Annotated in this window: 30 protein-coding genes and 1 pseudogene; 12 read left to right on the top strand and 19 right to left on the bottom strand. The window is 70.9% G+C overall.

Annotated features, from left to right (window positions below; genetic code table 11):
* Positions 1–52: 52 nt before the first annotated feature.
* On the bottom strand, positions 53–985 hold the full coding sequence (locus G545_RS14165; protein WP_231553172.1) for a DMT family transporter: 933 nt from the start codon (positions 983–985) through the stop codon (positions 53–55).
* 90 nt (positions 986–1,075) lie between these two features.
* On the opposite strand from G545_RS14165, the gene G545_RS0108445 reads away from it, so the two are divergent.
* On the top strand, positions 1,076–1,558 hold the full coding sequence (locus G545_RS0108445; RefSeq protein WP_027069996.1) for a YajQ family cyclic di-GMP-binding protein: 483 nt from the start codon (positions 1,076–1,078) through the stop codon (positions 1,556–1,558).
* A 36-nt stretch (positions 1,559–1,594) separates the two neighbouring features.
* Positions 1,595–2,146 carry a DUF1415 domain-containing protein gene (locus G545_RS0108440; protein WP_027069995.1) on the top strand — a complete coding sequence of 184 codons (552 nt, stop codon included), beginning with the start codon at positions 1,595–1,597 and terminating at the stop codon, positions 2,144–2,146.
* 90 nt (positions 2,147–2,236) lie between these two features.
* Here G545_RS0108440 and G545_RS0108435 read toward each other — a convergent pair whose 3' ends face one another.
* Both G545_RS0108435 and G545_RS0108430 read right to left on the bottom strand, forming a co-directional pair.
* Positions 2,237–2,947, bottom strand: coding sequence for a pseudouridine synthase (locus G545_RS0108435; RefSeq protein WP_027069994.1), 711 nt, complete (start codon positions 2,945–2,947; stop codon positions 2,237–2,239).
* Positions 2,944–4,044 (bottom strand): class I SAM-dependent methyltransferase, encoded by a 1,101-nt coding sequence (locus G545_RS0108430; protein ID WP_081677802.1) that lies wholly within the window; start codon positions 4,042–4,044, stop codon positions 2,944–2,946. The genes G545_RS0108435 and G545_RS0108430 overlap by 4 nt, the downstream gene beginning before the upstream one ends.
* Positions 4,045–4,082: 38 nt before the next feature.
* On the opposite strand from G545_RS0108430, the gene G545_RS16120 reads away from it, so the two are divergent.
* Both G545_RS16120 and G545_RS0108420 read left to right on the top strand, forming a co-directional pair.
* Positions 4,083–4,319 carry a hypothetical protein gene (locus G545_RS16120; protein WP_027069992.1) on the top strand — a complete coding sequence of 79 codons (237 nt, stop codon included), beginning with the start codon at positions 4,083–4,085 and terminating at the stop codon, positions 4,317–4,319.
* Positions 4,320–4,406: 87 nt separating this feature from the next.
* The gene (locus G545_RS0108420; protein ID WP_027069991.1) at positions 4,407–4,673 is read left to right on the top strand and encodes a hypothetical protein; all 267 of its coding nucleotides are present in this window, start codon (positions 4,407–4,409) and stop codon (positions 4,671–4,673) included.
* A 3-nt stretch (positions 4,674–4,676) separates the two neighbouring features.
* Here G545_RS0108420 and G545_RS16060 read toward each other — a convergent pair whose 3' ends face one another.
* Positions 4,677–7,244 carry an ABC transporter permease gene (locus G545_RS16060; protein ID WP_052347298.1) on the bottom strand — a complete coding sequence of 856 codons (2,568 nt, stop codon included), beginning with the start codon at positions 7,242–7,244 and terminating at the stop codon, positions 4,677–4,679.
* Positions 7,241–7,966 (bottom strand): ABC transporter ATP-binding protein, encoded by a 726-nt coding sequence (locus G545_RS0108410; RefSeq protein WP_081677826.1) that lies wholly within the window; start codon positions 7,964–7,966, stop codon positions 7,241–7,243. Before G545_RS0108410 ends, G545_RS16060 begins: the two co-directional genes overlap by 4 nt.
* Before the next feature lie 28 nt (positions 7,967–7,994).
* Between G545_RS0108410 and G545_RS0108405 the strand changes: the two genes are divergently transcribed.
* The gene (locus G545_RS0108405) at positions 7,995–8,696 is read left to right on the top strand and encodes an arylesterase (protein WP_027069988.1); all 702 of its coding nucleotides are present in this window, start codon (positions 7,995–7,997) and stop codon (positions 8,694–8,696) included.
* Positions 8,697–8,748: 52 nt separating this feature from the next.
* Here G545_RS0108405 and G545_RS0108400 read toward each other — a convergent pair whose 3' ends face one another.
* Together G545_RS0108400 and G545_RS0108395 are read right to left on the bottom strand one after the other, a co-directional pair.
* Positions 8,749–9,546: a M23 family metallopeptidase gene (locus G545_RS0108400; RefSeq protein WP_231553180.1), complete on the bottom strand. Its 798-nt coding sequence runs from the start codon at positions 9,544–9,546 to the stop codon at positions 8,749–8,751.
* Positions 9,547–9,549: 3 nt separating this feature from the next.
* Complete coding sequence (locus tag G545_RS0108395) at positions 9,550–10,581, bottom strand: L,D-transpeptidase family protein (protein WP_027069986.1); 1,032 nt, start codon at positions 10,579–10,581, stop codon at positions 9,550–9,552.
* 208 nt (positions 10,582–10,789) lie between these two features.
* On the opposite strand from G545_RS0108395, the gene G545_RS0108390 reads away from it, so the two are divergent.
* Complete coding sequence (locus G545_RS0108390; RefSeq protein WP_027069985.1) at positions 10,790–10,969, top strand: hypothetical protein; 180 nt, start codon at positions 10,790–10,792, stop codon at positions 10,967–10,969.
* A 72-nt stretch (positions 10,970–11,041) separates the two neighbouring features.
* On the opposite strand, the pseudogene ligD reads toward G545_RS0108390, so the two are convergent.
* A pseudogene (gene ligD / locus G545_RS0108385) lies at positions 11,042–11,902 on the bottom strand (non-homologous end-joining DNA ligase); the annotation flags it as partial.
* Between the two features lie 21 nt (positions 11,903–11,923).
* Positions 11,924–12,910 carry a non-homologous end joining protein Ku gene (gene ku, locus G545_RS0108380; RefSeq protein WP_027069983.1) on the bottom strand — a complete coding sequence of 329 codons (987 nt, stop codon included), beginning with the start codon at positions 12,908–12,910 and terminating at the stop codon, positions 11,924–11,926.
* Positions 12,911–13,038: 128 nt separating this feature from the next.
* Here ku and G545_RS14160 point away from each other — a divergent pair, with 128 nt between their 5' ends.
* The gene (locus tag G545_RS14160; protein ID WP_052106627.1) at positions 13,039–13,335 is read left to right on the top strand and encodes a DUF3247 family protein; all 297 of its coding nucleotides are present in this window, start codon (positions 13,039–13,041) and stop codon (positions 13,333–13,335) included.
* Between the two features lie 93 nt (positions 13,336–13,428).
* Here the strand turns inward: G545_RS14160 and G545_RS0108370 are convergent, their stop codons facing one another.
* Positions 13,429–13,638 carry a cold-shock protein gene (locus G545_RS0108370; RefSeq protein ID WP_027069982.1) on the bottom strand — a complete coding sequence of 70 codons (210 nt, stop codon included), beginning with the start codon at positions 13,636–13,638 and terminating at the stop codon, positions 13,429–13,431.
* Between the two features lie 237 nt (positions 13,639–13,875).
* Between G545_RS0108370 and G545_RS0108365 the strand changes: the two genes are divergently transcribed.
* Positions 13,876–14,163 carry a DUF3297 family protein gene (locus G545_RS0108365; protein WP_027069981.1) on the top strand — a complete coding sequence of 96 codons (288 nt, stop codon included), beginning with the start codon at positions 13,876–13,878 and terminating at the stop codon, positions 14,161–14,163.
* A gap of 28 nt (positions 14,164–14,191) precedes the next feature.
* On the opposite strand, the gene G545_RS0108360 is transcribed toward G545_RS0108365, so the two are convergent.
* The 7 genes from G545_RS0108360 to G545_RS0108330 all read right to left on the bottom strand — a co-directional run bounded on the left by G545_RS0108360 (position 14,192) and on the right by G545_RS0108330 (position 19,562).
* Entirely contained in the window at positions 14,192–15,433 is a 1,242-nt protein-coding gene (locus G545_RS0108360; protein WP_027069980.1) for an HD-GYP domain-containing protein, read from the bottom strand.
* 84 nt (positions 15,434–15,517) lie between these two features.
* On the bottom strand, positions 15,518–15,832 hold the full coding sequence (locus G545_RS0108355) for a hypothetical protein (RefSeq protein ID WP_027069979.1): 315 nt from the start codon (positions 15,830–15,832) through the stop codon (positions 15,518–15,520).
* Positions 15,833–15,904: 72 nt separating this feature from the next.
* Entirely contained in the window at positions 15,905–16,036 is a 132-nt protein-coding gene (locus tag G545_RS15855) for a putative transporter small subunit (RefSeq protein ID WP_027069978.1), read from the bottom strand.
* A gap of 20 nt (positions 16,037–16,056) precedes the next feature.
* Entirely contained in the window at positions 16,057–17,745 is a 1,689-nt protein-coding gene (locus G545_RS14155; RefSeq protein WP_052106628.1) for a sodium:solute symporter family protein, read from the bottom strand.
* A gap of 276 nt (positions 17,746–18,021) precedes the next feature.
* Positions 18,022–18,693 carry an SDR family oxidoreductase gene (locus G545_RS0108340; protein ID WP_027069977.1) on the bottom strand — a complete coding sequence of 224 codons (672 nt, stop codon included), beginning with the start codon at positions 18,691–18,693 and terminating at the stop codon, positions 18,022–18,024.
* Position 18,694: 1 nt separating this feature from the next.
* A complete protein-coding gene (locus G545_RS0108335) occupies positions 18,695–18,952 on the bottom strand; it encodes a hypothetical protein (RefSeq protein WP_027069976.1) in 258 nt (85 codons plus the stop codon).
* A 151-nt stretch (positions 18,953–19,103) separates the two neighbouring features.
* Complete coding sequence (locus G545_RS0108330) at positions 19,104–19,562, bottom strand: Hsp20/alpha crystallin family protein (RefSeq protein ID WP_027069975.1); 459 nt, start codon at positions 19,560–19,562, stop codon at positions 19,104–19,106.
* A 175-nt stretch (positions 19,563–19,737) separates the two neighbouring features.
* Between G545_RS0108330 and G545_RS0108325 the strand changes: the two genes are divergently transcribed.
* The 4 genes from G545_RS0108325 (at position 19,738) to G545_RS0108310 (ending at position 22,562) form a co-directional block, all read left to right on the top strand.
* Positions 19,738–20,541, top strand: a complete 804-nt coding sequence (locus G545_RS0108325) for an alpha/beta hydrolase (protein ID WP_161625781.1) — start codon at positions 19,738–19,740, stop codon at positions 20,539–20,541.
* A gap of 98 nt (positions 20,542–20,639) precedes the next feature.
* Positions 20,640–21,710 carry an alpha/beta hydrolase gene (locus tag G545_RS0108320; protein WP_027069973.1) on the top strand — a complete coding sequence of 357 codons (1,071 nt, stop codon included), beginning with the start codon at positions 20,640–20,642 and terminating at the stop codon, positions 21,708–21,710.
* Positions 21,711–21,840: 130 nt separating this feature from the next.
* A complete protein-coding gene (locus G545_RS0108315; protein WP_027069972.1) occupies positions 21,841–22,182 on the top strand; it encodes a hypothetical protein in 342 nt (113 codons plus the stop codon).
* A gap of 152 nt (positions 22,183–22,334) precedes the next feature.
* Positions 22,335–22,562: a DUF378 domain-containing protein gene (locus tag G545_RS0108310; protein ID WP_027069971.1), complete on the top strand. Its 228-nt coding sequence runs from the start codon at positions 22,335–22,337 to the stop codon at positions 22,560–22,562.
* Positions 22,563–22,592: 30 nt separating this feature from the next.
* On the opposite strand, the gene msrA is transcribed toward G545_RS0108310, so the two are convergent.
* Positions 22,593–23,093 carry a peptide-methionine (S)-S-oxide reductase MsrA gene (gene msrA / locus G545_RS0108305; RefSeq protein WP_027069970.1) on the bottom strand — a complete coding sequence of 167 codons (501 nt, stop codon included), beginning with the start codon at positions 23,091–23,093 and terminating at the stop codon, positions 22,593–22,595.
* Positions 23,090–23,539: a peptide-methionine (R)-S-oxide reductase MsrB gene (gene msrB / locus G545_RS0108300; protein ID WP_027069969.1), complete on the bottom strand. Its 450-nt coding sequence runs from the start codon at positions 23,537–23,539 to the stop codon at positions 23,090–23,092. The genes msrA and msrB overlap by 4 nt, the downstream gene beginning before the upstream one ends.
* Between the last annotated feature and the right edge of the window lie 115 nt (positions 23,540–23,654).

Below are 23,654 nucleotides of genomic sequence, written 5' to 3'. Positions count from 1 at the left end.
GATCACGGGACGAAAGGCGGCAACGGCCGCCCCTTCGTTCCCTGTTCCCGCCTCACCTGTTCCCCGTTCCCGCTTCATCTCCCCCCAGCGTCCCGGGTGGCGGCGGCGGATCCGCATCCCCCGCATGCACGATCCGGTCGCGACGCAGGAGGTACAGGCCGCTGGCGACGATGATGCCGGCGCCGATCCAGGTGACCGAGTCGGGCAGGACGCCCCAGATCATCAGGTCCAGGAGCAGGCTCCAGACCAGGCCGGTGTACTCCAGCGGCGCAAGCAGCGATGCCTCGCCGGTGCGGAAGGCCTCGGTCAGGGCGTACTGGCCGATCGCGCCCGCCAGTCCGAGCCCCACGATCACCCATGCGTCCGCGCGGCGGATGGGCACCCAGTCCGGCCAGGCCAGCAGGCCCGCGCCCAGGGCCAGGAAGAACAGCAGCCACACGATCATCGAGGCGGTCGAATCGGTGCGCGACAGCACCCGTACCGTGATCGCGCTGACCGCATAGCCGGTGGCGGCCAGCACCACCGCGAGCGCCGCCAGGCTCAGGGCGCCCTCGCCGGTCGGGCGCATCACCACCATCACCCCGATCATGCCGACCACGATGGCGGTCCAGCGCCTGGGCCCGACCTTCTCGCCCAGCAGCGGCACCGACAGCGCGGTGATCAGCAGCGGGGCGATGAAGAAGATCGTGTACGCCGTCGACATCGGCATCCGCGCCAGCCCGTAGGCGAAGCAGGCGATCATCATCACCGAGGTCAGCCCGCGGAACGCCTGCAGACCCCAACGCACGCGCCACAGGGTGGCGAAGGCCCCGGTTGCCGCGACCCAAGCCAGGATGAAGGGCAGCGAGGCGGCACCGCGTAGCGCGGCCACCTGCATCGGCGGGTAGCTGGCCGCCAGGTGCTTCAGGCCGGCGTCCATGAACGCGAAGGAGGCAACCGCCGCGAGCATGGCCAGCGCGGCACGGGTTTGCGGGGCGAGGGGCATCGGGGACCGGCGCGTGAACGACCGCCCAGCATACGGGCAGCGACCCGAACGCTGGGCTAACCTTGCCGGCAGCCCTCACTGGAACCCGCCATGCCCTCCTTCGACATCGTCTCCGAGGTCGACAGCCACGAGCTGACCAACGCCGTCGACCAGGCCAACCGCGAGCTCGGCAACCGCTTCGACTTCAAGGGCGTGGACGCCCGCTTCGTGCTCGAGGACGGGGTGATCACCCAGTCGGCGCCGAGCGACTTCCAGCTCCAGCAGATGACCGACATCCTCCGCGCGCGGCTGATCGCCCGCGGCATCGACGTGCGCTGCCTGGAGTTCGGCGACGTGGAGACGAACGTCGCCGGCGCCCGGCAGAAGATCACCGTCAAGCAGGGCATCGAACGCGAGCTGGCCAAGAAGATCCAGGCCACCCTCAAGGAAGCCAAGCTGAAGGTCGACAGCCAGATCAACGGCGACAAGCTGCGGGTCAACGGCAAGAAGCGCGACGACCTGCAGGCGGCCATCGCCCTGCTGCGCGGCCAGGAATTCGAACTGCCGCTGCAGTTCGAGAACTTCCGCGACTGAGCGCCGCCAGCCGACGCTCGCCGCAACGGACACCCGATGAACCACGACGCGGACCCGATCACCGCCACCCGCCGCTGGCTGGAGCGGGCGGTGATCGGCTTGAACCTGTGCCCGTTCGCCAAGGCGGTGCACGTGAAGGACCAGGTCCGCTACGTCCTCAGCGAGGCGACCACCGCCGACGCGCTGCTGCAGGAGCTCGCGGAGGAGCTTGCGTGGCTGGCGGAGACCGATCCCCGCGTGGTCGACACCACCCTGCTGGTCCATCCGCACGTCCTGCAGGACTTCGGCGACTACAACGACTTCCTCGACCAGGCCGATGCCGCGGTGGACGCGCTGGGCCTGGAGGGCGAGATCCAGGTCGCCAGCTTCCATCCCGGCTACCGCTTCGCCGGTACCGATCCCGATGACCCCGGCAACCTGACCAACCGCTCGCCGTACCCGATGCTGCACCTGCTGCGCGAGGCGAGCATCGACCGCGCCGTGGCGGCCTACCCCGACCCCGACGTCATCGTCGACCGGAACATCGCAACGATGGAACGCCTGGGCGCGGCCGGTTACCACGCCCTCCTGGCTCCCGACGACCCGTAGGGCGCAATAGCCGAAAGCGTATTGCGCCGAATGGCGAACTACGATGCACGCCCGATATCCGGCGCAATACGGCGTTCCGCCTATTGCGCCCTACCCGCCGGGTTGGGCAAACACCCGGGCAAGGTCGCCCTCGCCGAGCAGCCGCCATTCGCCCTCGGGCAGCCCGTCCAGCACCAGTTGGCCGACCCTGGACCGATGCAGCGCCTCCACGTGGTTGCCGACCGCGGCGAACATCCGCCGCACCTGGTGGTAGCGGCCTTCGGTGAGGACCAGCCGCGCGCGCCGGGGCGCGAGCACCTCCAGCATGGCCGGTGCGAGCGGGGTCTTCTCGCCCTCCAGCATCAGTTCGCCACTGGCGAAGACCGCCGCCTCGTCGCCCCGCAGGTCCTCGGCAAGGATCGCCTCGTAGGTCTTGGCGACCGCGGCCTTCGGCGAAATGATCCGGTGCAGCAGCTGGCCGTCGTCGGTCATGAGCAGCAGGCCGCTGGTCTCCCGGTCGAGCCGGCCCACGCTGGACAGCACCGGATTGCGCAGGCGGAAGCGCGGCGGCAGCAGGTCGTAGATGACCCGCGCCGGATCCTTGGTGGAACAGGTGTAGCCCACCGGCTTGTGCAGGACCAGGGCCATGCCCGGCGCCGGGTCGAGCGGCTCGCCGTCGAGCAGGACGCGCTCGTGGGGGACCCGGTCGTCCGCGTACAGCACCTCGCCGTCGACATCGGTGACCCGCCCCTCGCGAAACAGCCAGGCCACCTCCCGGCGGCTGCCGTAGCCCAGGTTCGCCAGCAGCCGGACCAGCTTCATCGCCGCCCCCTGCGTGCGTGCACCACCTTGAAGCCCTGGCGCTGGGCGACCGTCTCGACCTGGTCGAAACCGCTGCCCAGCGCCGCCTCGTACGGCAGGTGCCTGTTGGCCACCAGCCACAGCGAGCCGCCGGGGGCCAGCGCCGCGGCCGCGGCCGCGATGAAGGCCCTCCCCAGGTCCGGGCGCTCCGCGCGCCCCTGCCCATGGAACGGCGGGTTGCTGACGATCACGTCGTAGCGCGAGGGAAGCCCGGTGGTGACGTCGTGCCAGTGGAAGCCCAGCTGCGCGCGGTCGGCGAACGGCGCCAGGTTCCCGCGCGCCAGCTCCAGCGCCCGGGCGTCGGCCTCGTACAGGTCGAGCGCGGTGATGCCCGGGCAGCGTTCCAGCAGTTCCACCGACAGGTACCCGAACCCGGCGCCCAGGTCCGCGGCACGGCCCTTCAGGCCCGCGCGCAGATGCGATGCGAGCAGCGCCGAGGCCGGGTCGACCCGGTCCCAGGCGAACACACCGGGCCGGCTGCGGAAGCGCCCGCCGGCGACCTCGCGTGGCGCATCCAGACCCCGCCACTCGGCGAGCACGGTCTGGTCCACCGCGGAATCGCCTGCGCCGTCCAGCGGCCCGGTCCAGAACGCACGCGCCTTGTTCTTGCTCAGGCTCGACAGCGGTCCCGCCAGCGTTCGCAGGTCCTCTTCGGCCGAGCGGGCGCCTTCGTTGTTGGCCACGCAGGCCAGTACCCGCCCACCCGGCGCCAGCCGGTCCAGCGCACTGGCGTACAGCGTGCGCGCCCGCTCGCGCTGGCGCGGCGGCAGCAGCAGGACCAGCGGATAACGGCCCCCGTCCGCGGCATCGACCAGCGGCAGGCCGGCACGCCGCAGCGCGTCGACCTCGGGGCGGAAGTCCTGCGCGCACACCAGCCCGGGCAGGGGGCGGCGCTGCAGCGGCGCACCGGCGCGGGCACCAAGGAACAGCGCCCCGCCGTCTTCCGGCCAGGTGAGCGCACGCTGGTCGAAGGGCAGCAGCAGGGTCTCGAGGAGGTCGTCGTTCCCGGTCACTTGGAAAGCTGTCGATGGCAGGTGCGGCAGTGTAACGGGGCGCATGCACGCGCCGCCGACCCGCGCCCCGGCAGGCTGCGCCCATGCCCGAAGGCCCTTCCCTCGTCATCCTGCGCCAGCAGGCGGAAAAGTTCAGCGGTCGTACCGTGCGCGAGGTCGGCGGCAACAGCCGCGCCGGCATCGAGCGCAAGAAGCACTACCAGGTGCACACGCGCACCGAGTGTCCGCGATGCGGACGCAAGCTGGAGTACCACGCGGAGCTGGGGAAGAAGCAGCGCCGCGCCTTCGCCTGCGGCCACTGCCAGAAGCGCTACGGCTGAGCCCTTGCCGCGCCGGCAACACCGGCTTCATCGGCCGCCAACGTGGTCGCGGCCACGCTGGTGCCGGGTCCATTTCAGGAGCACGCCATGCGCGCACTCTTCGTCGGCGGGACGATCGACAACAGCGAGCTGGACATGGACGGCGAGCCGCCGATCCATTACCCGGAGAACACTGGCGGCGGCCAGCCGCGCTACCGGCTGTACCAGGTCGGCCGCAGCAACGGCGACATCGCCTACGCGGTCTACGCCGCCCCCGGGCTTCCCGACGAGGAAGCGGAACGCATCGCCGACGAGCGCGACTACGCGCGCCGCTTCAACGCCGAGGAGGTCGTCCGCGGCGTGGACGCCCGCTGAGCGCTACGCGTCCAGCTCCCGCAGCACCACCGACGGCGGGGCGTCCAGCACCCGCCGGGTGGCCAGCAGCCCGGCCACCAGCGCCGCCACCAGCCCGGCCAGCGCGCCGGCCGCGGCCATGCCCCAGTCCGGCTCCCACGGCAGGTCGAATGCCCGGGTCGAGAGCACGCCGGCCAGGGCGGAGGCGGCGAATGCCGCGACCAGCCCGGACAGCAGACCGATCGCCGCAAACTCGGAGGCCTGGGCCATCCGCAGCTGCCACCGGCTGGCGCCCAGGGTGCGCATCACCCCGCCCTCGCGCAGCCGCTCGTCCTGGCTGGCCGTGACCGCCGCCATCAGCACCAGCACGCCGGCGGCGATCGAGAACCAGAACACCACCTCGACCACGGTCGAGACCTGGTCGGCGGTGCCGCGCACCTGCTCCAGCACCGCGTCGATGTCGATGACGGTCAGGTTCGGGAAGCGCTCCACCAGCGCGCCGGTGAAGCCGGACTGTTCCGGGGGCACGCTCACTGCGGTGATGTGGCTGGCCGGGTACCCGTCCAGCGCGCCGGGTGAGACCAGCACGAAGAAGTTCGGGCGGAAGCTCTCCCAGTCGACCTCGCGCAGGCTGGTCAGCGTCGCCTCCAGTCGCTGGCCGGCGATGTCGAAGGTGATCCGGTCGCCCAGCTCCCAGTCCAGTGACTCGGCATAGCCGGCCTCCACCGAGATCTCGGGGGATGCCGGCACGCGCTCGCCCCAGTACTCGCCGGCGACCACGCGGTTGTCGTCGCGCAGCGGGCCGTCGGTGGAGAGGTTGAACTCGCGCGTGGCCCGGCGGCGGGCACGCCGCTCCTCCGGATCCTCGATCCCGGAGGCGGGGGTTTCCGGGACGCGGACCGCCTCGCCGTTGTGCGCGGCGAGCCGCGCCCGGACCATCGGGAACAGCACCGGCTCGCCGACGCCCTGCCCGGCGATGAACTCGCGGACGGGCCCGACCTGGTCGTCCTGCACGTTGATGATGAAGCGGTTGGGCGCTTCCTCGGCCAGTTGCAGCTGCCAGCGGTCGAGCAGGTCGGTGCGCACGAAGGTCAGCAGCAACAGCGCCATCAGGCCCAGCCCCAGCGAGGCGACCTGGGCGATGCTGGTGGCCGGGCGGCGGCCGAGGTTGGCGAGCCCGTACCGCAACGGGCCCCGCAGGCGAGTGCGCAGGGCCCGCACCAGCAGGACCAGCCCCCAGGCCAGCAGCGCCAGCACCAGGAAGGCGGCGGCGAACCCGGCCAGCATCGCGGTGCCGACCACCACCGATCCGGCCTGCCACCACAGCAGGGCCGCCAGTCCGCCCAGCCCGGCGAGGGCCACCAGCCACGCCGAGGGTTCGGCCACGTCCAGGTCGCGGCGGATCACCCGCAGCGCCGGCACCCTGCGCAGCGCCAGCACCGGCGGCGCGCCAAACGCCATCAGCACCAGCAGCCCGACGCCGTAGCCGGCCAGCGCCGGCTGCCAGCCCGCCGGCGGGATCTCCAGTCCCAGCACCGGCGCCAGCCAGAAGCCGACCGCCCACTGCAGGACGAAGGCGAGCACCACCCCGACCGTCCCGGCCAGCAGCCCGAGCATCACCAGCCCGCCCAGGTGGATCCCGGCCAGCGTCGCCTGGCTGGTGCCCAGGCAGCGCATCACCGCCGCCCCCGACAGGTGCCGCTCGCTGTGCTGGCGCGCCGCCATGGCCACGGCAACGGCCGCCAGCAGCACCGACACCAGCGCCGACAGGCGCAGGAAGCGCCCGGCACGATCCAGCGCCGAGCGTACTTCCGGGCGCGCATCGGCGATGGTCTCGATCCGCTGCCGCGGGCCAAGCGCTTCCTTCGCGGTGGCGGTGAACCGCTCGACCGCGGCCGCATCACCGGCCACCACCAGGCGGTGGCGCATCCGGCTGCCTTCCTGCACCAGCCCCGTCGCCGGCAGGTCGGCCAGGTTCAGGAACACCCTCGGGGCGACGTTGAAGTAATCCAGCGCGGCGTCCGGTTCGGCGGTCACCAGCGCGGCGAGCTGCAGTTCCAGCTCGCCCACCGACACGGTGTCGCCAACCGACGCGCCCAGGGTCTGCGCGCCGGCGCGGCTGAGCCAGGCGGTGCCGGGGGACGGGACCGATCCGGCCGCGGTCTCGCGGCCGTCCGCGCCGACCACGCGGTACGCACCCCGAAGGGGGAAGCCTTCGCCGAGGGCGGCGAGCTCGCCCAGCTGCAGGCGCGCGGACTCGCCACGGCCGGCCCGGATCATGCTGTTGAGTTCCACGGTACGCGCCTGGCGCAGGCCCGTCGCGTTGGCCGCCTCGGCGATCGCGCCTTCGATCGGCCGCTCCGAACTCACCACCGCATCGCCGCCCAGCAGCTGGTTGGCCTCCATGGCCAGCGCGCGCTGGGCGCGGTCGGTGACGAAGCCGATCGTGGTCACGGCGAGCACCGCCAGCACCAGCGCGGCGAGCAGGATCCGCACCTCGCCCGCCTTCAGGTCGCGGCGGGTCTGCCGCCACGCCGCGCGCAGCACGCCCGCGGCCCCCAGGCCGCGCCAGGTCCCGGGCGCGCCGCTCATGCCGCGACGCCGTCTTCGACCAGCCGGCCTGCGTCCAGCCGCAGCCGGTGATGGCAGCGCGCTGCCAGGTGCTCGTCGTGCGTGACCAGCACCAGGGTCGTGCCGGCGTCGGCGTTGAGCTGGAACAGCAGCTCGATGATGGCCTCGCCGGTGTGGCTGTCGAGGTTGCCGGTCGGCTCGTCGGCGAACAGCAGGGCCGGCGCGGTCACGAACGCGCGCGCGAGGGCGACCCGTTGCTGCTCCCCCCCGGACAGCTGGCGCGGATAGTGGCCGAGCCGCTGGCCCAGCCCGACCTCGCCCAGAATGCGCCGCGCCGGTTCCTCGACCTCGCGGTCACCGCGCAGCTCCAGCGGCAGCATCACGTTCTCCAGCGCGGTCAGCGACGGCAGCAGCTGGAAGTTCTGGAACACGAAGCCGACCTTTTCCCCGCGCACCCGCGCCCGGCCGTCCTCGTCCAGCGAGGAGAGCTCGCGCCCGTCGAGCAGCACCCGGCCGCTGCTCGGCACGTCCAGCCCGGCCATCAGCGACAACAGCGTGCTCTTGCCGGAACCGGACGCGCCGACGATCGCCACCGTCTCCCCGCGCCCGATGGCGAAGTGCACGTCCTCCAGGATGGTGAGCGGCCCGCCGGGCAACTGCACCTGCTTGCCCAGGGAGTCGACCTCCAGCATCGGGGCGGCGGCCGCGGGCGTGGACAGGGAGGAAGCAGCGGGATCGGTCATCATTGCGAGGCTTGTATGGAGGAAGGTGATGCAGCAACGCAGTCGCACCGGCGGCGCTCGTGCCGCCAACAGGGTTGCCGGCCCGGCGCTGGCGGCACAATGTGCCATTGGCTTGATGCTGGCCCTGTTGCTGGCCTGGCCGCGGCTGGCGGCCGCGCAGGATCGCACACCGGGCGACGGCGCCCCGACGGTACTGGTGATGGGCGACTCGCTGTCGGCCGCGTACGGAATGGCGGCCGCCGACGGCTGGGTCGCGCTGATGGCCGAACGCCTCGCCGCGCGCCAGCCGCGCTGGGACGTGGTGAATGCCAGCATCAGCGGCGAGACCACCGCGGGGGGTCGATCGCGGATCGTCGACGCGCTGGCACGGCACCGGCCGGAGGTCGTGGTGATCGCCCTGGGCGCCAACGACGGGCTGCGCGGCCTGCCCACGCAACAGACCGCGGCCAACCTGGCGTACATGATCGGCGCCGCGCATGGCGCCGGGGCGCGGGTGCTGCTGGTGGGCATGCAGATGCCGCCCAACCTCGGCGCGGAGTACACCCGGGCCTTCGCCGGGAACTACACCGTACTGGCCGAACGCTTCGACGTGGCCCTGCTGCCGTTCCTGCTGGAGCCGATCGCGCTGGACGCCGACGCCTACCAGTCCGACAACCTGCATCCGGTGGCCGAGGTGCAGCCACGGCTGCGTGACCACGTGTGGGCCGCGCTGGAGCCGCTGCTGGATTGAGGACGGCGCCATGGCGGTCGCGTCCCTCGCCGGGTCGCGGTCGCAGCCGCGGCTAACGGCCGGCGAGCAGCGGGTATGGATTGACGGCGGTGCCCTCCCACCAGCGCTTCTCGGGCCCCAGTTCGAAGATCGCGAAGTGCAGGTGCGGGGCGTCGTCGCTGGCATTCCCGGTGCTCCCGACGTAGCCGATCACCTGCCCCTGCTCCACCGCGTCCCCCTCCTCCAGCCCCGGCGCGTAGCGGTCCAGGTGGGCGTAGTAGTAGGCGTGGCGGCCGGCGGGATCGAACTGGTAGATCGTCAGCCCGCCGGGCTTGCTGTCGAACAGCTTCTCGATGTGGCCGTCGGCGACCGCGAGGACCGGCGTGCCGCGCGGCGCCATGATGTCGAGCGCTTCGTGGCTGCGGTCGTCCCCGCGGGCGTCGCGGAAGGTGTCCTCAAGGGCGTCGGGGGCAACGCCCTGGACCGGGACGATGAGGCCGGCCGTGTTGGGGGTGGCGCGCCCGGTTGCCGGGGGCGACACCGAGCCGCGTACGTCCGCGGCTCCTGCACGCGGCGGTGGCGCAGTGCCGGAACCGGGTTCGGCGGGCACGCCGGGCTCCGTATAGGCGTCGGCCTCCCCCGGTTCCGGGCGGCCCGCTGTCGCGGCCGGGTCCACGGTGCCGCCTGCCCCCGTGCCCGCACCCCGAGGGAGGGAAGCCTCGCCGTGCTGCGCCTGCTCGCGTTCGAACACCAGCGCCGCGGCCGCGTCCGGCCGGTCGCGGGTCATCCAGAAGTAGACCGCATTGGCCCCCACCAGTACGCCGGCTGCGAACAGCAGCACGCCGGCGAAGACCCGTCCGCCGCGCCCCACCGCCTACTCCTGCAGCACCACGACCGTGCCCGGTGAGATCGCCCGGGCGAGCGCCAGCGCGCTCCAGTTGGTCATGCGGATGCAGCCGTGCGAGGCGGTCTTCCCCACGTTCGCCGGCTCGGGCGTGCCGTGGATGCCGTAGTGCTCCTTGGACAGGTCGATCCACACCGTGCCCACCGGGCTGTTCGGACCGGGCGCGATCTCCGCCTTGGCATGCTCCGGGTCGGCGTCCCAGAACAGGTCGGGGTTGTAGTAGAAGACCGGGTCCTCGGCGACCGCATCGACCGTCCACTCGCCGATCGGCAGCGGGTCGTGCTCGCTGCCCATCGTCGCCGGCCACTGGCCCAGCACGGTCCCGTCGCCATCGAGCAGCCGCACCACGGAGTCGGACCTGTCGACCACGATCTTCTCGCCCTTGGGCAGCTCCACGTCCACGACGTTGGGGACCCACCAGCGCGCGCCCGCCTCCAGTTCCGCGTCGGGGTTGAGGCGGCGCAGCAGGTCGGGACTGGCGTGGAACTTCTCCCCAAGCGCCTCCAGGGCGGAGGAGTAGCCGAGCCGGTCCAGGCCGGCCTTCGCCTCCATGTCTTCGGGGATGTCCACGAACGGGCCTTCCACGTCGGCCGCCGTGAGCGTGTAGGCCAGCAGCGGCGCGGCGGTGTCGAGGCCCAGCTTTTCCCGGGTGGGGGCGTCGACCACGCCGGTGACCTCCAGTCCGTGGCGCTGCTGGAAGCCCTCGATCGCACGCGCGGTGTTGCCGCCCCAGCCGCCGTCGATCTCGCCGGGCGAGAAGCGCGCGCGCTCCAGCAGCACCTGTGCGCGCAGGATCGCCGCCGCCGGCGCATCGGCGTCCACGGTGCCGGCCTCGTCCCAGCCGTTCACGACGGCGGCGAAATCCTGCCCGCTGGTGGCTTGGTCCTGCGCCTCGGTCGGCTGTTCACCTGACTCCTGTGAGGCCGCATGGACGTGCCCCGCGGCAAACGGGAGCAGGAGGACAAGGCAGGTGGCGAGGGTGGAAGGGCGGAGTGCAGGCATGCGGATGGTTCCGGGTCGAGGGTCCACGGGAATGCTCCCTGCCGGAGCGACGCCGCACCGTGAAGCCGGGCTGAGCGGTTCAGTCGGGCGGAAACGGCTTTACTCCGATTTCGCGCACCTCTTACGCGCGCTGCGGGAACCTGTGCCTGCGACGCGAAGGCAATGCACCCGAGCGCGCTCCACACGGAACCATCCGAGGAGGAACGACATGGCGAACAATCGAAACCGTCAGGACCAGGACCAGGGCCAGTTCGGCGAGGGCCAGCAGCAGGGCCGCCAGACCCGCGGCCAGTACGAGCAGGGCCGGCAGAACGTGGGCCAGGACCACGGCCAGCACTCCGGCCGGAGCCAGATGGGCCGCGGCATGGAGGAAGAGGAGGAGGAGTAGTCTCCCCTTGACCCTTCCAGGAGAAGGCGCCTCCGGGCGCCTTCTTCGTGTCCGCCGGCCGCGTTCGGCGGTCTAGCCGGCGTCCAGGCCCGGCAGCTGCTGCCGGCCGGCCTCCTCCAAGCCCTCCCATGGGTCCCGCTTCAGGCTCGCGGCGCGGCGCAGTGCGCGCGGCAGGTCATAGTCCGAACCGGACTTCGCCCGCCCCAGCTCGTCCCAGCGCAGGGGCACGGCCACGCCCGCCGCCTCGCGCGCCCGCAGTGACCAGCTCGCGACGCTGGTCGCACCGCGTCCGTTGCGCAGCCAGTCGATGAAGACCACGCCCTTGCGCTTCGCCTTGGAGGCGGTCGCCACGTAGCGGTCGGGCGCGCGCTGCGCCAGCGCATGGGCGAACGCCTCGCAGAACGCTTTCGCGGTCGCCCAGTCCGGACCCGGCGCGATCGGCACGACCACGTGCAACCCCTTGCCACCGGACAGGCGCAGGAAGCTCTCCAGACCCGCTTCGCCCAGCCGGTCGCGCACCTCACGGGCGGCAGCCTTGATGGCGTTCCAGTCCACGCCCTCCCCCGGGTCCAGGTCGAAGACCAGCCGGTCCGGGCGCTCGATGTCGTCGATGCGCGAGCCCCACGGGTGGAGCTCCAGCACGTTCATCTGGACCAGGTCCAGCAGGCCGTCGACGTCCTCGATGTAGACGTAGTCCTCCGACCCGCCGTCCTTCTCGCGGATCGGCACCGCGTGCACCGCCCCGCCCAGGGCGTCGGCGTGGTGTTTCTGGAAGAAGCAGGTACCCGCCACGCCGTCCGGGCAGCGCAGCATCGACAGCGGCCGCCGGGCCACCTCCGGCAGCAGCCGGCCGGCGATCGCGCGGTAGTAGTCCGCCACCTGCTGCTTGGTGATCCCCTTGCCCGGATAGACCAGCTTGTCCGGGCTGGTGAGCCTGGCGCGCGCGGGCACGGGTCAGGCCGCCTTCTTCCTGGCGGCCTTCTTCTTGGTCGCGGACTTGGCCGCCTTGCCCGCCGACTTGGCGGCGGTCTTCTTCGCGCTCTTCTTCGCCGCCTTCTTCGCAGGCTTCTTCGCCGCCGGCTTTGCCTTCCCGCCGTCACCATCGCCGGATTTCGCGTCCGCCTGCTTCTTCGCCGGCGTGCGCTGCTTCTTGCTGATGCTCTGCTGCAGCAGCTCCATGAAGTCGACGACGTTGGTCGCCGCGTGGTCGTGCACCTCCGGCTCCTGCTCGGCGGCGGACACTACCCCGCTTTCCTTCATGCGCTTGCTGATCACGTCCTGCAGGCGTTCGCGGAACTCGTCGCGGTAGTCCTCCGGCGTCCACTCCCCGGTCATGGTCTGGATCAGCTGCTCCGAGAACTCTAGTTCCTTCTCGGTGATCCGGTAGTCACGGCTCTCGCCCTCCGGAAGCCGGTACTCGCCCACGTCCACCAGTTCCTGCGGGTAGCGCATCATCATCAGCATCAGCGCGCTCCCCTGCGGCATCACCGCGCACAGGTGCTCGCGGGTGCGGATGACCACCCGGGCGATGCCGATCCTGCCGGTGCGCTCGAGCGCCTCGCGCAGCAGGACATAGCCCTTCTCGGCCTTCTTGGCCGGCACCAGCACGTACGGCTTCTCGAAGTACTGCGGGCCGATCTCCTCCACGTCGACGAACGCCTCGACCTCGATCGCGTCGTGGCTCTCCGGGGCGGCGGACTTGATGTCGTCCGGCTCGAGCACGACGTAGCTGCCCTTGTCGTACTCGAAGGCCTTGACGATGTCCTTCCAGGCCACCTCCTCGCCGGTCTCCGAATTGACCCGCTCGTAGCGGATCGGCCGCTTGTTGCGCGAGTCCAGCATCCGGAAGGAGATGTCGGTCTTGCGCTCGCCGGCCATCAGCGACACGGGGATGTTGAGCAGCCCGAAGGTGAGGGTGCCGGACCAGATGGGGCGGGCCATGGAAGCTCCTGCGCCGTGCGGGCGATCCAGTATTGGAAGCCCCGCGTGACGCGCGCGTCGAACCTTTCACCGCCGGTTGCCGCCCTCCGCGGGAGCATCGGTGGCAGGCCCGATCACGAGGAATCTCCATGAACCCCACCGCCGAGCGCGTGTTCACCCGCCCCGAGGACATCGAGCACCTGCGCGGGCAGATCCGGGAGCTGTGCGAGGGCGCGTTCGTCCGATTGACGCTGCGGGACGGCGACGTGCAGCAAGGCACGGTCAGCGCCCGGCCGCAGGCGCAGGTGTTCTTCGGCCCCGACGGGGAGGAGGGAACCAACGCAACCGTCCGCCTGGTGGACCCGGCGATGGACCCGGTCGGCGCCACCCAGCGCGAGTTCTGGCTCGACCAGATCGTCCGGATCGAGCGCCTGGACCCGCCCTGACCCGGCGGAAAACGGGTGGCGGAAACGGAAAAACCCGGCCGGAGCCGGGTTTTCCTGTCTTCGGGCGCCGCCAGGCGGCGCGGCGAAGGCGTCTTACATCGCTTCGACGGCGTCGGCCTGCAGGCCCTTCTGGCCCTGGGTCACGGTGAAGCTGACCTTCTGGCCTTCCTGCAGCGACTTGAAGCCGGTGCCCTGGATGGCGCGGAAGTGGACGAACACGTCCTCGCCGTTCTCACGGCTGATGAAGCCAAAGCCCTTGGCATCGTTGAACCACTTGACGGTTCCGGTTTCGCGATTGGACATCTTTCTTGATCCTTGTAACGGGTGTCGAATGCCGCATTGGTGCGGCGGTGGTGCTGGTTGCAAGGAACAAGCGAGGTGCAACGATGATGCGGATCGTGGGATCTGCGGCATCGGGCCACGGTTCACGGTGACCCTGGCAAGCAGCGACCTGCACAATAGGGTGCGCCGGACCCTGCCGCAAGTGCCCGGGTCAGGGCGCCAGTCCTCCGTTCATGAAAAACGAGCAACCCGACCGCCATGACCGACACCCCGAACGACACCCCGCCCGACCGCCTGTCCAACGACCCACGCAGCCCGCACCACCACCCGGAGCTCCTCGCCCGCGGGATCGGGATCCGCTTCAACGGGCAGGAACGCACCAACGTCGAGGAGTACTGCGTCAGCGAAGGCTGGGTGCGGGTGGCGGCAGGGCGGGCGCTGGACCGCCGGGGGCAGCCGATGACCATGAAGGTGAAGGGAACGGTGGAGCCGTACTACCTCACCCCGGCGCCGGATACCGAGGGCCACGTGGACGCCGGCGAGTAGCCGGCCTGCCGTGCCCCGGGCGCGGCGGCTATTCCCACAGCCGGCCGGCGCCGGCGACGAGCAGCTGGTACTTCTGCGGCGGCACCGCGCCGGTGATGGCGAACCCCTCCAGCGACGTGTCGCGCCGGGTCGCGATGGCGGCGAGGGTGCCGTTCGCGTTCACCAGGCGTGCGACCACCGGGTGGGTGGCATTGCTCCCGCGGCGCCAGACCACGCCGACCTCGCCGTTGGCCAGCTGCACCGGGGTCCCGGGCGGAAACACGCCGATCTCGCGCACCAGCCGCGTTGCCAGCGTCTCGTCCACCAGCCGCCCACGCTCCAGGAACAGGCTGCGCAGGGCGTGGCGGGCATGCACCGCTTCGCGCCACGCCCGGGGCCGCACCATCGCGGAGTAGATGTCGACGATCGCCAGCAGCCGCGCGCCGCGGCAGATCTCGTTGCCCTGCAGGCCACGCGGGTAACCGCTGCCATCCAGGCGCTCATGGTGGTTGGCGATCGCCTCCAGCCAGACCGGGTCGTCCACTCCGGCGACCTGCAGCAGCTCCACCCCCAACTGCGCGTGTGCGTCGACGATCGCCCGCTGGTCCGGCGTGAGTGCCGATTCCTGGCGGTTGAGCGCGGCCGACATCGGCGCCAGCGCCACGTCGAAGGTCAGCGCCGCGGCGAGCAGCGACAGCGACTCGTCCTCGTCCCACTCCAGTGCCTGCACCATGACCTGGCACAGGGCGGCGGCGTGGAGCAGGCGTGCGCTGTGGCCGTCGTCCTCGGCCACCTCCAGCTGCATCGCCGCCAGCGCCGCGTCGGCGTCGCGTGCCACCAGCGCGCGCAGGCGGATCGCCATGTCCAGCACCTGCAACGCGAGGTCCTCGCCCCGGCACTCGGCGATCGCCGTATGCAGTCGCTCGAGCTCGACCCGCATGCGCTGCAGGGTGGCGAATACCGGTGGAAGGGGTTCGGCGGGCGGCTCGGGGGCAGGCTGCGCCTCCGCGGCTGGCTCCGCGTCATCGTCCCCTTCGGCTTCGTCGGGGTCGCCGGCGCCCTCGCCGGTCGCGCTGGCGGGCGTGCCAAGCAGTTCCTCCATCGACGGCGCCATCTGGCCGCCGCTGCTGGCCGACTCCGGCACCACCATTCCGCGCTCGAGCACGATGGCGCGGTGCGCCTCGCCCGCGACCACCATGCCCTGCGCGAACAGGAGCTTGCCGCCGCGGTCGTACACCGACCACGGCAGCGGTTTCCCGATCTCGACCTCTTCCGCGCTTACCGGCCGCACGCACGCCTCCTGCCACGCCCCATCGGGACCCCCTCCCGTGCAGTAACGACCGTTCCGGCAAAGCCTTGAGGCCGGGCCGTGCGGTCAGGTATCGCGGGGCGAGCTCGCGACGTCCCCGTCGCTCACCGGACCGTCCCCGGCCCCGCCGTCGACGGAGTCGTCGAAGCCGCCCCGCACGCCCTTGCTGTGCTTGTCGCGGTTCTGGTCCTCCACCGCGGCGCCGCTGTCGCGCAGCCTGACGGTGTCCAGCGCGTCCTCGACGCGCTTGTCGTCGTCGGGCTGGCGCAGCCCCTGCTTCTGGCCGCTGGCGACGCCGCCAGAATACGCGTCGTCGGGATATCCCCCTTGGCCGCGCTGCGTGTCCGCTCCGGTGTCCGGTTTCCTGTCCTGGCCAGTCATGGCGATCCTCCGTTGTTGCGGGTTCGCGCCAAGCCTCGCACCGGTTGCGTCAGGGCGACGCGATCATCCGCCTCAGACCAGGTCTTCCCCGTTGCGCCGGGCCTTGCGCATGTCGCGCAGGATCCCGCGGCCCATGAGGAACATCATCACGGCGACCACGGTCGGCCAGACCAGGATGTAACCCATCATCAGGATGTCTTTCATGCCACTCCTCCTTTCCTGTATCAGGCGCGGCCCGGCTGGCCGGCGCCCTCCATTTCCAGCACCTCGTCATCGGCGTCTTCGTCGTGGAAGTTGGTCACGCGGCGCCGGATGAGCCGGAAGTCGAAGTCCTCGCTGCTGCGCAGGCTCATCAGCACGCAGATGGTGGTGCTCACGCCATAGGCGTTGAGCGAGCTCAGCAGGACGGTGTAGTCACGCAGGAAGCCGAGCGTGAACGGCATCAGCCCCAGGGCCGCGCCGATGCCGACCACCAGGCCGGCGCGCAGGCCGAAGAATCCGAACGCCATCAGCCCCAGCACCACACCCGCGCCGATGGTCGCGAACAGCTCGAGCAGAAGCGCGCTGACGCCCACCAGCGGGATCAGCTCGAAGCGCGCCGCGCAGAACACCACCAGCGACACCAGCACCGAGGTGGTGAACGCGCGGTTGGTGATCCGGCCCCAGTACAGGCTGCCGATCACCGGGAACACGATCGAGCCCCACAGCGCGCCGACGAACACCAGCAGCGAGAGGATGTCGATCCGGTAGCTGGCGAAGATCAGCCCCGCCATGGTGGCCACGATCATGGTGATGCGGCCCACCCACAGCATGACCTTCGGGTTGGCGCGCCCACGGGCGATGTTGCGACCGTAGATATCGGTCATCACGATCGACGACAGCGCCGCCAGGTCCGAGTCCGCGGTCGAGGACAGCGAGCCGATCACCATGATGAAGAACACGCCGATCAGCACCGGGCCCAGGTAGGTCGAGGCCATCTGCGGGATCAGGTTGTTGTAGTCGCCGCCCGCCGGCTCCATGCCGACCATCAGCGCCACCACGCCGATCATGCCCAGGCCGATCACCGTGGCGCCGTACGACACCGTCGCGGCGACGAAGGTCGGCTTGATCAGGTCCTCGCGCACGGCGAACAGGCGCTGCGCGATGGTCTGGTTGCCGATCGCGTAGGCCAGCACCGCCGCGAAGTACGGCGCGCCCTGCTCCAGGAACGCGGTCTTCGAGAACAGCGTCGCCTGCTCGGCGGTGAAGCGGTCCCAGCCCTGGCTGATCACCTCGGTGCCGCCGGCGTTGAAGAACACCATCGGGATGATGATCGCCGCCGCGCCCAGCATCGCCGCGACCTGCACCACGTCGGTCAGGATCGAGGCGCGGAAGCCGGACCACAGGGTGTAGGCCAGGGTGCCGAGGCCGGCGATCAGCACGCCGTGCACGAACTCCAGCGGCGAGAGCATCGCCACCAGCGCGCCGGCGGCGGTGAAGTTGGCCATCAGGCTGATGACGCTGCCGACGATGTTGGACCCGGCCAGGATCATCTGGCTGGAGCGGCCGTGGCGGGCCTGGATGATCTCGGCGAGGGTGTGCGCCTCCGGCGCGAGGGCGCGGAAGCGGCGGCCGAAGGGGTAGATGAACAGGATCATCAGCGCCCCCCACAGGCCGTAGTGGATCGGCCCGGAGATGCCGTACTTGTAACCCGACGTGGCCGCGGCATAGAACGAGGCCGCCCAGATCCAGGTGGCGGTCATGCTGGCGGCGGAAACGCCGAAGCCGACCGCGCCGGTGGAGTTCATGTAGCCGTCGACGTTCTCGCTCTTGCGCCCGATGCGCATGGACAACAGGAACGTGCCGCCATAGAACGCCAGCAACAGCAGCAGCACGGTCGGGGTCTGGAGCTGGTAGAACGAAAAGCCGTCCACGGACAGTGATTCCTCCGGTTACGGCAGGCACGGACTGCCTGCATGACGCAGACAAACCGGCCGGGAATCGACTGCAGTGGTCGAGCGACGCGCGAGAAAGAAAGGGCGCCTGGCGGTGCACGGGGCACCACGCACGGGTCAGCTGGGTTCGTCTACGCCGGGAGCGCCCCGGGCGCCGCCAGTCGCGGCAGCGTCGGCATCAGGGCGCGGCGATCGCAGAACCCTAACAAACGGGACTACCGACTGTCACGCAACACTGTGTTGCACGCGTACTTGTCACCAGGGCAGCGGATCGCCCTTTGCGTGCCAGAAACTGCCGGTGTCCTCCATCCCGAGCTCATCGATCCGCTCCACCAGGCCGGCGGCGGCCTCGGAGGGCTGCACGTCGCCCCTGTTGCCCACCATGTCGGTCGCGACATAGCCGGGGTGCAGCAGCAGGACCGCGATCCCCCGCGGCGCCAGGTCCACCGAGAGCGACTTGCCGACCGCGTTCACCGCCGCCTTGGACGCGCGGTATCCGTACGAGCCGCCCGAGCCGTTGTCGGTCATCGACCCCATCCGGCTGGTGATGATCGCGATCTTCGAACCTTCCCGCAGCCGCGGCAGCAGGGCCTGGGCCACGCGCAGTGGAGCGATCGTGTTCACCTCGAACTGGCGGCGCATGGCCTCGAAGCCGGCCTCGTCGATGCTCCCGAGCGACTCTCGCGTGAGTACCCCTGCGTTGAGCAGCAACACGTCCAGCTCGACGCCCTCCAGCCGGCGCGCGAGCGCGGCGACGGCCCCGGCATCGGTCACGTCGACCCCGCTTTCCACCCGGGCACCGGTGGACGGCAACGCGTCCCCCGCATCACGGCAGACGGCGATCACCTTGTCGCCGCGATCGAGGTAGTGACGGGTAAGCGCGAGACCGATGCCGCGGTTGGCACCGGTGATCAGAACGGTCTTCATGTCACCGATTCTCGCGTAAAGGATCCTGTTCCTGCAGCGAGTTGCCGTGGTCGCGCGACGAGCGGTTGGGATCGGCCTGCCCGGCCGATGCCCGCTCGCCTCCACTGGTGGTCCCCAGGTGCGTGGTCGCTGCGTCGCGCCCGCCCTCCAGTCCCGTGTCGCGCCCGGTATCGGCGCGGTCGTCGTTGGGCGGCGTGTCCGGGGCTCGCTGGGTGAGCCGGGACTTCGGGTCGCCCGGCGTGGAATGCGCGTTGGCCATGGCGGTCTCCTGTGCGGATGGAGGTCCATGCTGGGCGGGCGGCGGTTACCGCCTCGTAAACGCGCGCAGCAAAAAACCCGCCGGCGGTGAGCCGGCGGGCCTCTGGTCGCTCGATATCGGGGCAAGCGCCGCGTCGCGCATGCCCGGCGGCTTACCCGGCCTTGCGGGCACCCACCTGGATGCGGCGCGGCGTGGTCTCCGGGCGCTTGGGGATCACGATCTCCAGCACGCCGTTCTCGCCGTGGGCGGTGATGCCGTCCGGATCGGCGCTGTCGGGCAGCGCGAAGCGGCGGTGGAATACGCCATGGCGGCGTTCGATACGGGAGAAGCGCTCGCCCTCCTGCTTGGCAACGCCCATCCGCTCGCCCTTGATGGTGAGCAGGCCCTTGTCCATCTGGATCTCGATGTCGGCGGGGTCCACGCCGGGGATGTCCGCGAAGAGCACGAAGCGGTCGTTCTCTTCCTTGATGTCCACCCGCGGCACCCACTGGCTGGTCACCACGGCGGACTCGTCGCTGGAGTTGTCACCGAACAGGCTGCCGTCGAACAGGCGGTCGAACAGTTGGCCCATGGGGTCCTGGGGGCGGGGCCACTGGTTGCCCCGCTGCATGCTGGTCTGGCTCATGTGCATTACCTCGTTTCCGTTGCGCTGAGCGGCGTGTCCGCTCCTGTCCCAACAGATATGCGCTCCGGCTTGCAATCCAAGCGCCTCCGTGGCAGGCGGGCGGTGATTGTTGGCGATCGTTAAGCGGCGCGTTCACGGCGCGGCGCCGATGCTCCTGCCGATGCAAACGCCTCCCGTCCTCGAGACCGGCAGCGACCACGCGCTGCAGTTCCACGTCCCGGATGCGGATCCGCCGCCCGGCGGGTTCCCGCTGGTCTGGCTGCTGGACGCGCCCACCACCTGGGCACCGATGCGGCATGCGCTGGACGAGTCCGGGTCGGCCGACTCCATTGCGGTGGTGGGCATCGGCTGGGAAGGCGAGGGACCGGTCGACCAGGGGCGGCGGAGGCGTGATTTCACCCTGGCCGCCGCCAGCGAGGTTCCCGGACCGCGTGGCGGCGGGGAGTGGGGCCATGATGGTGACTGCGGGGGCTTCCTCGAACTGCTGGTGGACACCCTGCAGCCCCGGGCAGTCGACATGCTTCCGGTCGATCCACGCAGGCAGGTGCTGGTCGGGCATTCGCTCAGCGGGCTGTTCGCGCTGCACGCACTGATGACGGGGGCAGGCACGTTCGCGGGGTACGTTGCCGCCAGTCCGTCGATCTGGTGGGACGACGCGCGCATCCTCGACGCGGCGCGCAGCGCCGACTGGAGCCATGCGGCCGGCGCGCGCGTGCTGGTGACGGTGGGATCGGAGGAGCAGCGCGTGGGGCCCGAGCGCCCGGCTAGCGTCGCGGGCGAGGACGCGGCGGCAACGCTGGGCGAGCCGCACATGGTCGACAACGCGAGCCTGTTCGCCGAGCTGTTGCGCTCCCGGGGCCTCGACTGCCGGTTCGAGCTGTTCGAGGGCGAGGGGCACGGGACCGTGCTGCCCTTTGCGATGGCGGCGGCGGTCGAGCTGGTGGAGGCGCTCCGCGCTTCCTGAACAGGCGGAGGAGAATGCACCCTGGAACGTGACTTCCGTCACTGCGGAGGGGCCGCACTGGCATCGAACAATCGCGGCATCTTCCGCGGAAACCAACCATGCGCCTGCTGACCGCCGTAGCCACGACCCTGTTGTGCACTGCCCTGCTGCCCGCCGCGGCCGCAGAGCGCGAGGTGACCATCGCCACCGCGGATCCGGCGGTCACGCTGGCCGGGACACTGTTGACCCCCGACCACACCACCGCGCCTCCGCTGCTGGTGATGATCACGGGCACCGGCAACCACACGCGCGACCAGGTGATCTCGGGCACGCCGATCTTCAGCGACCTGGCCGCCCGGTTGCAGCAGGCCGGAATCGCGACGCTGAGGGTCGACTCGCGCGGCAGCGGGGCGTCCACGGGACCCAAGGCGATGGAGTCCACCACGCTGGATCGCGTCGAGGACACCCGCGCGGTGGTCCAGTGGGTCCGCGAAGAGGTTCCGGACGCACGGCTGGGCCTCCTCGGCCACAGCGAGGGAGCGATGATCGCGGCGGAACTGGCCGATGAACCCGGCGTGGAGTTCCTGGTGCTGATCGGGGCCCCCGCGCGCAGCGGCCGCGAGGTGTGGGTCGATCAGCAGGCTGCCGGCGTGGCCCAGGCACTGGAAGGCCAGCCCGACCGGATCGCCGAGGGACGTGCGCTGCTCGAGGAGGCGGCCCGGCTCTCGATCGACGGCGCTCCTGCCGAACCGCTGGAGCAGCTCGCGGTGCGCCTGTTCGCCGTAGTGGGCGTCGATGAGGCCACCGCCCGCGCCGAGGGCGACATCGCCAACTTCGCCAGCCGCATGACCGATCCCTGGATGCGCGCGTTCCTGGCCCATGACCCGACGCCGGCGCTCCGCTCCGTGCGCCTGCCGACCCTCGCGGTGTACGGGAGCCACGACACCCTCACTTCCATTGCGCAGAACGCCGGACCTCTGGTGGAGCTGGTAACGGCGGACAACCCGCACGCGTTCACGCTCCAGGTGCTGCCGGGGGAGGACCACTTCATGCTGCGCGGGGAAGGCCTGCCGCCGGGCGAGCACAAGCGCGGCAGGATGCGCGTCGCCCCTCCCCTGGCGCCGCTCGTCGCCGATTGGGTGCAGGCCGTGGGCGAGGCCGCCTCCGCCCCGCCGGCCCCGGGTGCCTGAACGGCGACGCACCCTTCACCCGGGTCTGGCCTGCCCTTAACGGTCGCGCTGTCAGCCTCGCACCATGCCAGGTTGTTCCTGGCGCGGCCGCCGGGCTCCCGTCCGGCGGTGCCGACAACAGGAGGACACGATGAATCGACTGAGCATCCCGACGCTGGCCATCGCACTCACCGGAACCCTGGCGCTGGCGGCCTGCGCCGACAACAGCGTGGAAACCGCTGCGGACGACCAGCCGCTGCCGGCCACGACGGCCGCGGCGGATCCGTCGATCAACGACGACAGCCGCATGCAGGACGACGCGTACGACCGTGCCGGCCGCGACGACACCCGCACCATGGGCAACGTCAACGACCCGTACGCCGACCCGCTGGAGCAGGATGCCGAGCGCATCGGCGACCGCATGGAGGACGCGGCCGAGGAGGTCGAGCAGGAGATCGAGGAGGCCGATCGCGAGCTGCGCGACAACAACTGATCCGCTCCAACTGTCTGAAGAAAAAGGCGGCCGGAAGGCCGCCTTTCTCTTTGCGCGCGTTCGGGCCGCGGCAGGGCTTTCGCCCGGCCTATACGCGCGTTCGCGACACTGCCCGGGAAGGACGACCCCCTCGTCCCGCCCCAGGAAGCACCATGAAGACGCTCAACCTCGTGACGCTCGTGCTGGTGATCATCGGCGGCATCAACTGGGGCCTGGTGGGCCTCGCGCAGTTCGACCTGGTGGCCGCCATCTTCGGCGGACAGGACGCGGCGCTGTCGCGCATCGTCTACGTGCTGGTCGGCCTGTCGGCGCTGTGGCAGATCATCCCGCTGGTGCGCGCCGGGCGCACCGACGAGGTCCACGCACAGGCACGGCGCTGACGCCAGGCCGGGAACGCTGCCCCGGCGGCCTCAACCCCGCCGCGGCAGCTTCCAGTCCGGGCGCACGAAATGGCAGGTGTAGCCGTCCGGCAGCCGCTCCAGGTAGTCCTGGTGCTCGGGTTCGGCTTCCCAGAAGTCGCCGACCGGCTCCACCTGGGTGACCACCTTGCCCGGCCAGAGGCCTGAGGCGTCCACGTCGGCGATCGTCTCCTCGGCCACGCGCTTCTGCTCGGGCGAGGTGTAGAAGATCGCCGAGCGGTAGGACGTGCCGATGTCGTTGCCCTGCCGGTTCTCGGTCGTCGGGTCGTGCATCTGGAAGAAGAACTCCAGCAGGTCGCGGAAGCTCATCACCTCCGGGTCGAAGATGACCTCGATCGACTCGGCGTGCGTGCCATGGTTGCGGTAGGTGGCGTTGGGCACGTCGCCGCCGCTGTAGCCCACGCGCGTGGAGACCACCCCCGGCTGCTTGCGGATCAGGTCCTGCATGCCCCAGAAGCAGCCGCCTGCCAGTACTGCGCGTTCGTGTTTCATCGGATGTCCTCGACCTGGTCCAGGTAGTCGCCGTACCCCTCGGCTTCCATCCGCTCGCGCGGGATGAAGCGCAGGGCCGCCGAATTGATGCAGTAGCGCAGGCCGCCGCGGTCGCGTGGCCCATCCGGGAACACGTGGCCGAGGTGGCTGTCGCCGTGGGCCGAGCGCACCTCGGTACGGATCATCCCGTGCGAGGTGTCGCGCAGTTCGGCGATGTTCGCCGGTTCGATGGGCTTGGTGAAGCTCGGCCAGCCACAGCCGGCGTCGAACTTGTCGGACGAGGCGAACAACGGCTCGCCGGAGACGATGTCGACGTAGATCCCCGGCTCCCTGTTGTCCAGGTACTCGCCCGTGCCCGGCGGCTCGGTGCCGCTTTGCTGGGTCACGCGGTACTGCTCGGGGGTGAGCCGGGCGATGGCGTCGGGGTTCTTGCTGTACTGGCGCATGTCGGGCTCCTGCGGGGACGTTCGGCTTCTCACGGCCGGTCCCATGGATCTGGGGGCCGCGCGCCGAAGCTCAAGCACCGGGCCGCCCATGGTGCCTCGGGATTCACGCCCGTGG

Origin of the sequence: Lysobacter defluvii IMMIB APB-9 = DSM 18482, assembly GCF_000423325.1 — a bacterium.
Taxonomy (GTDB): domain Bacteria; phylum Pseudomonadota; class Gammaproteobacteria; order Xanthomonadales; family Xanthomonadaceae; genus Novilysobacter; species Novilysobacter defluvii.
This window is presented reverse-complemented; position numbering and strand designations above follow the sequence as displayed.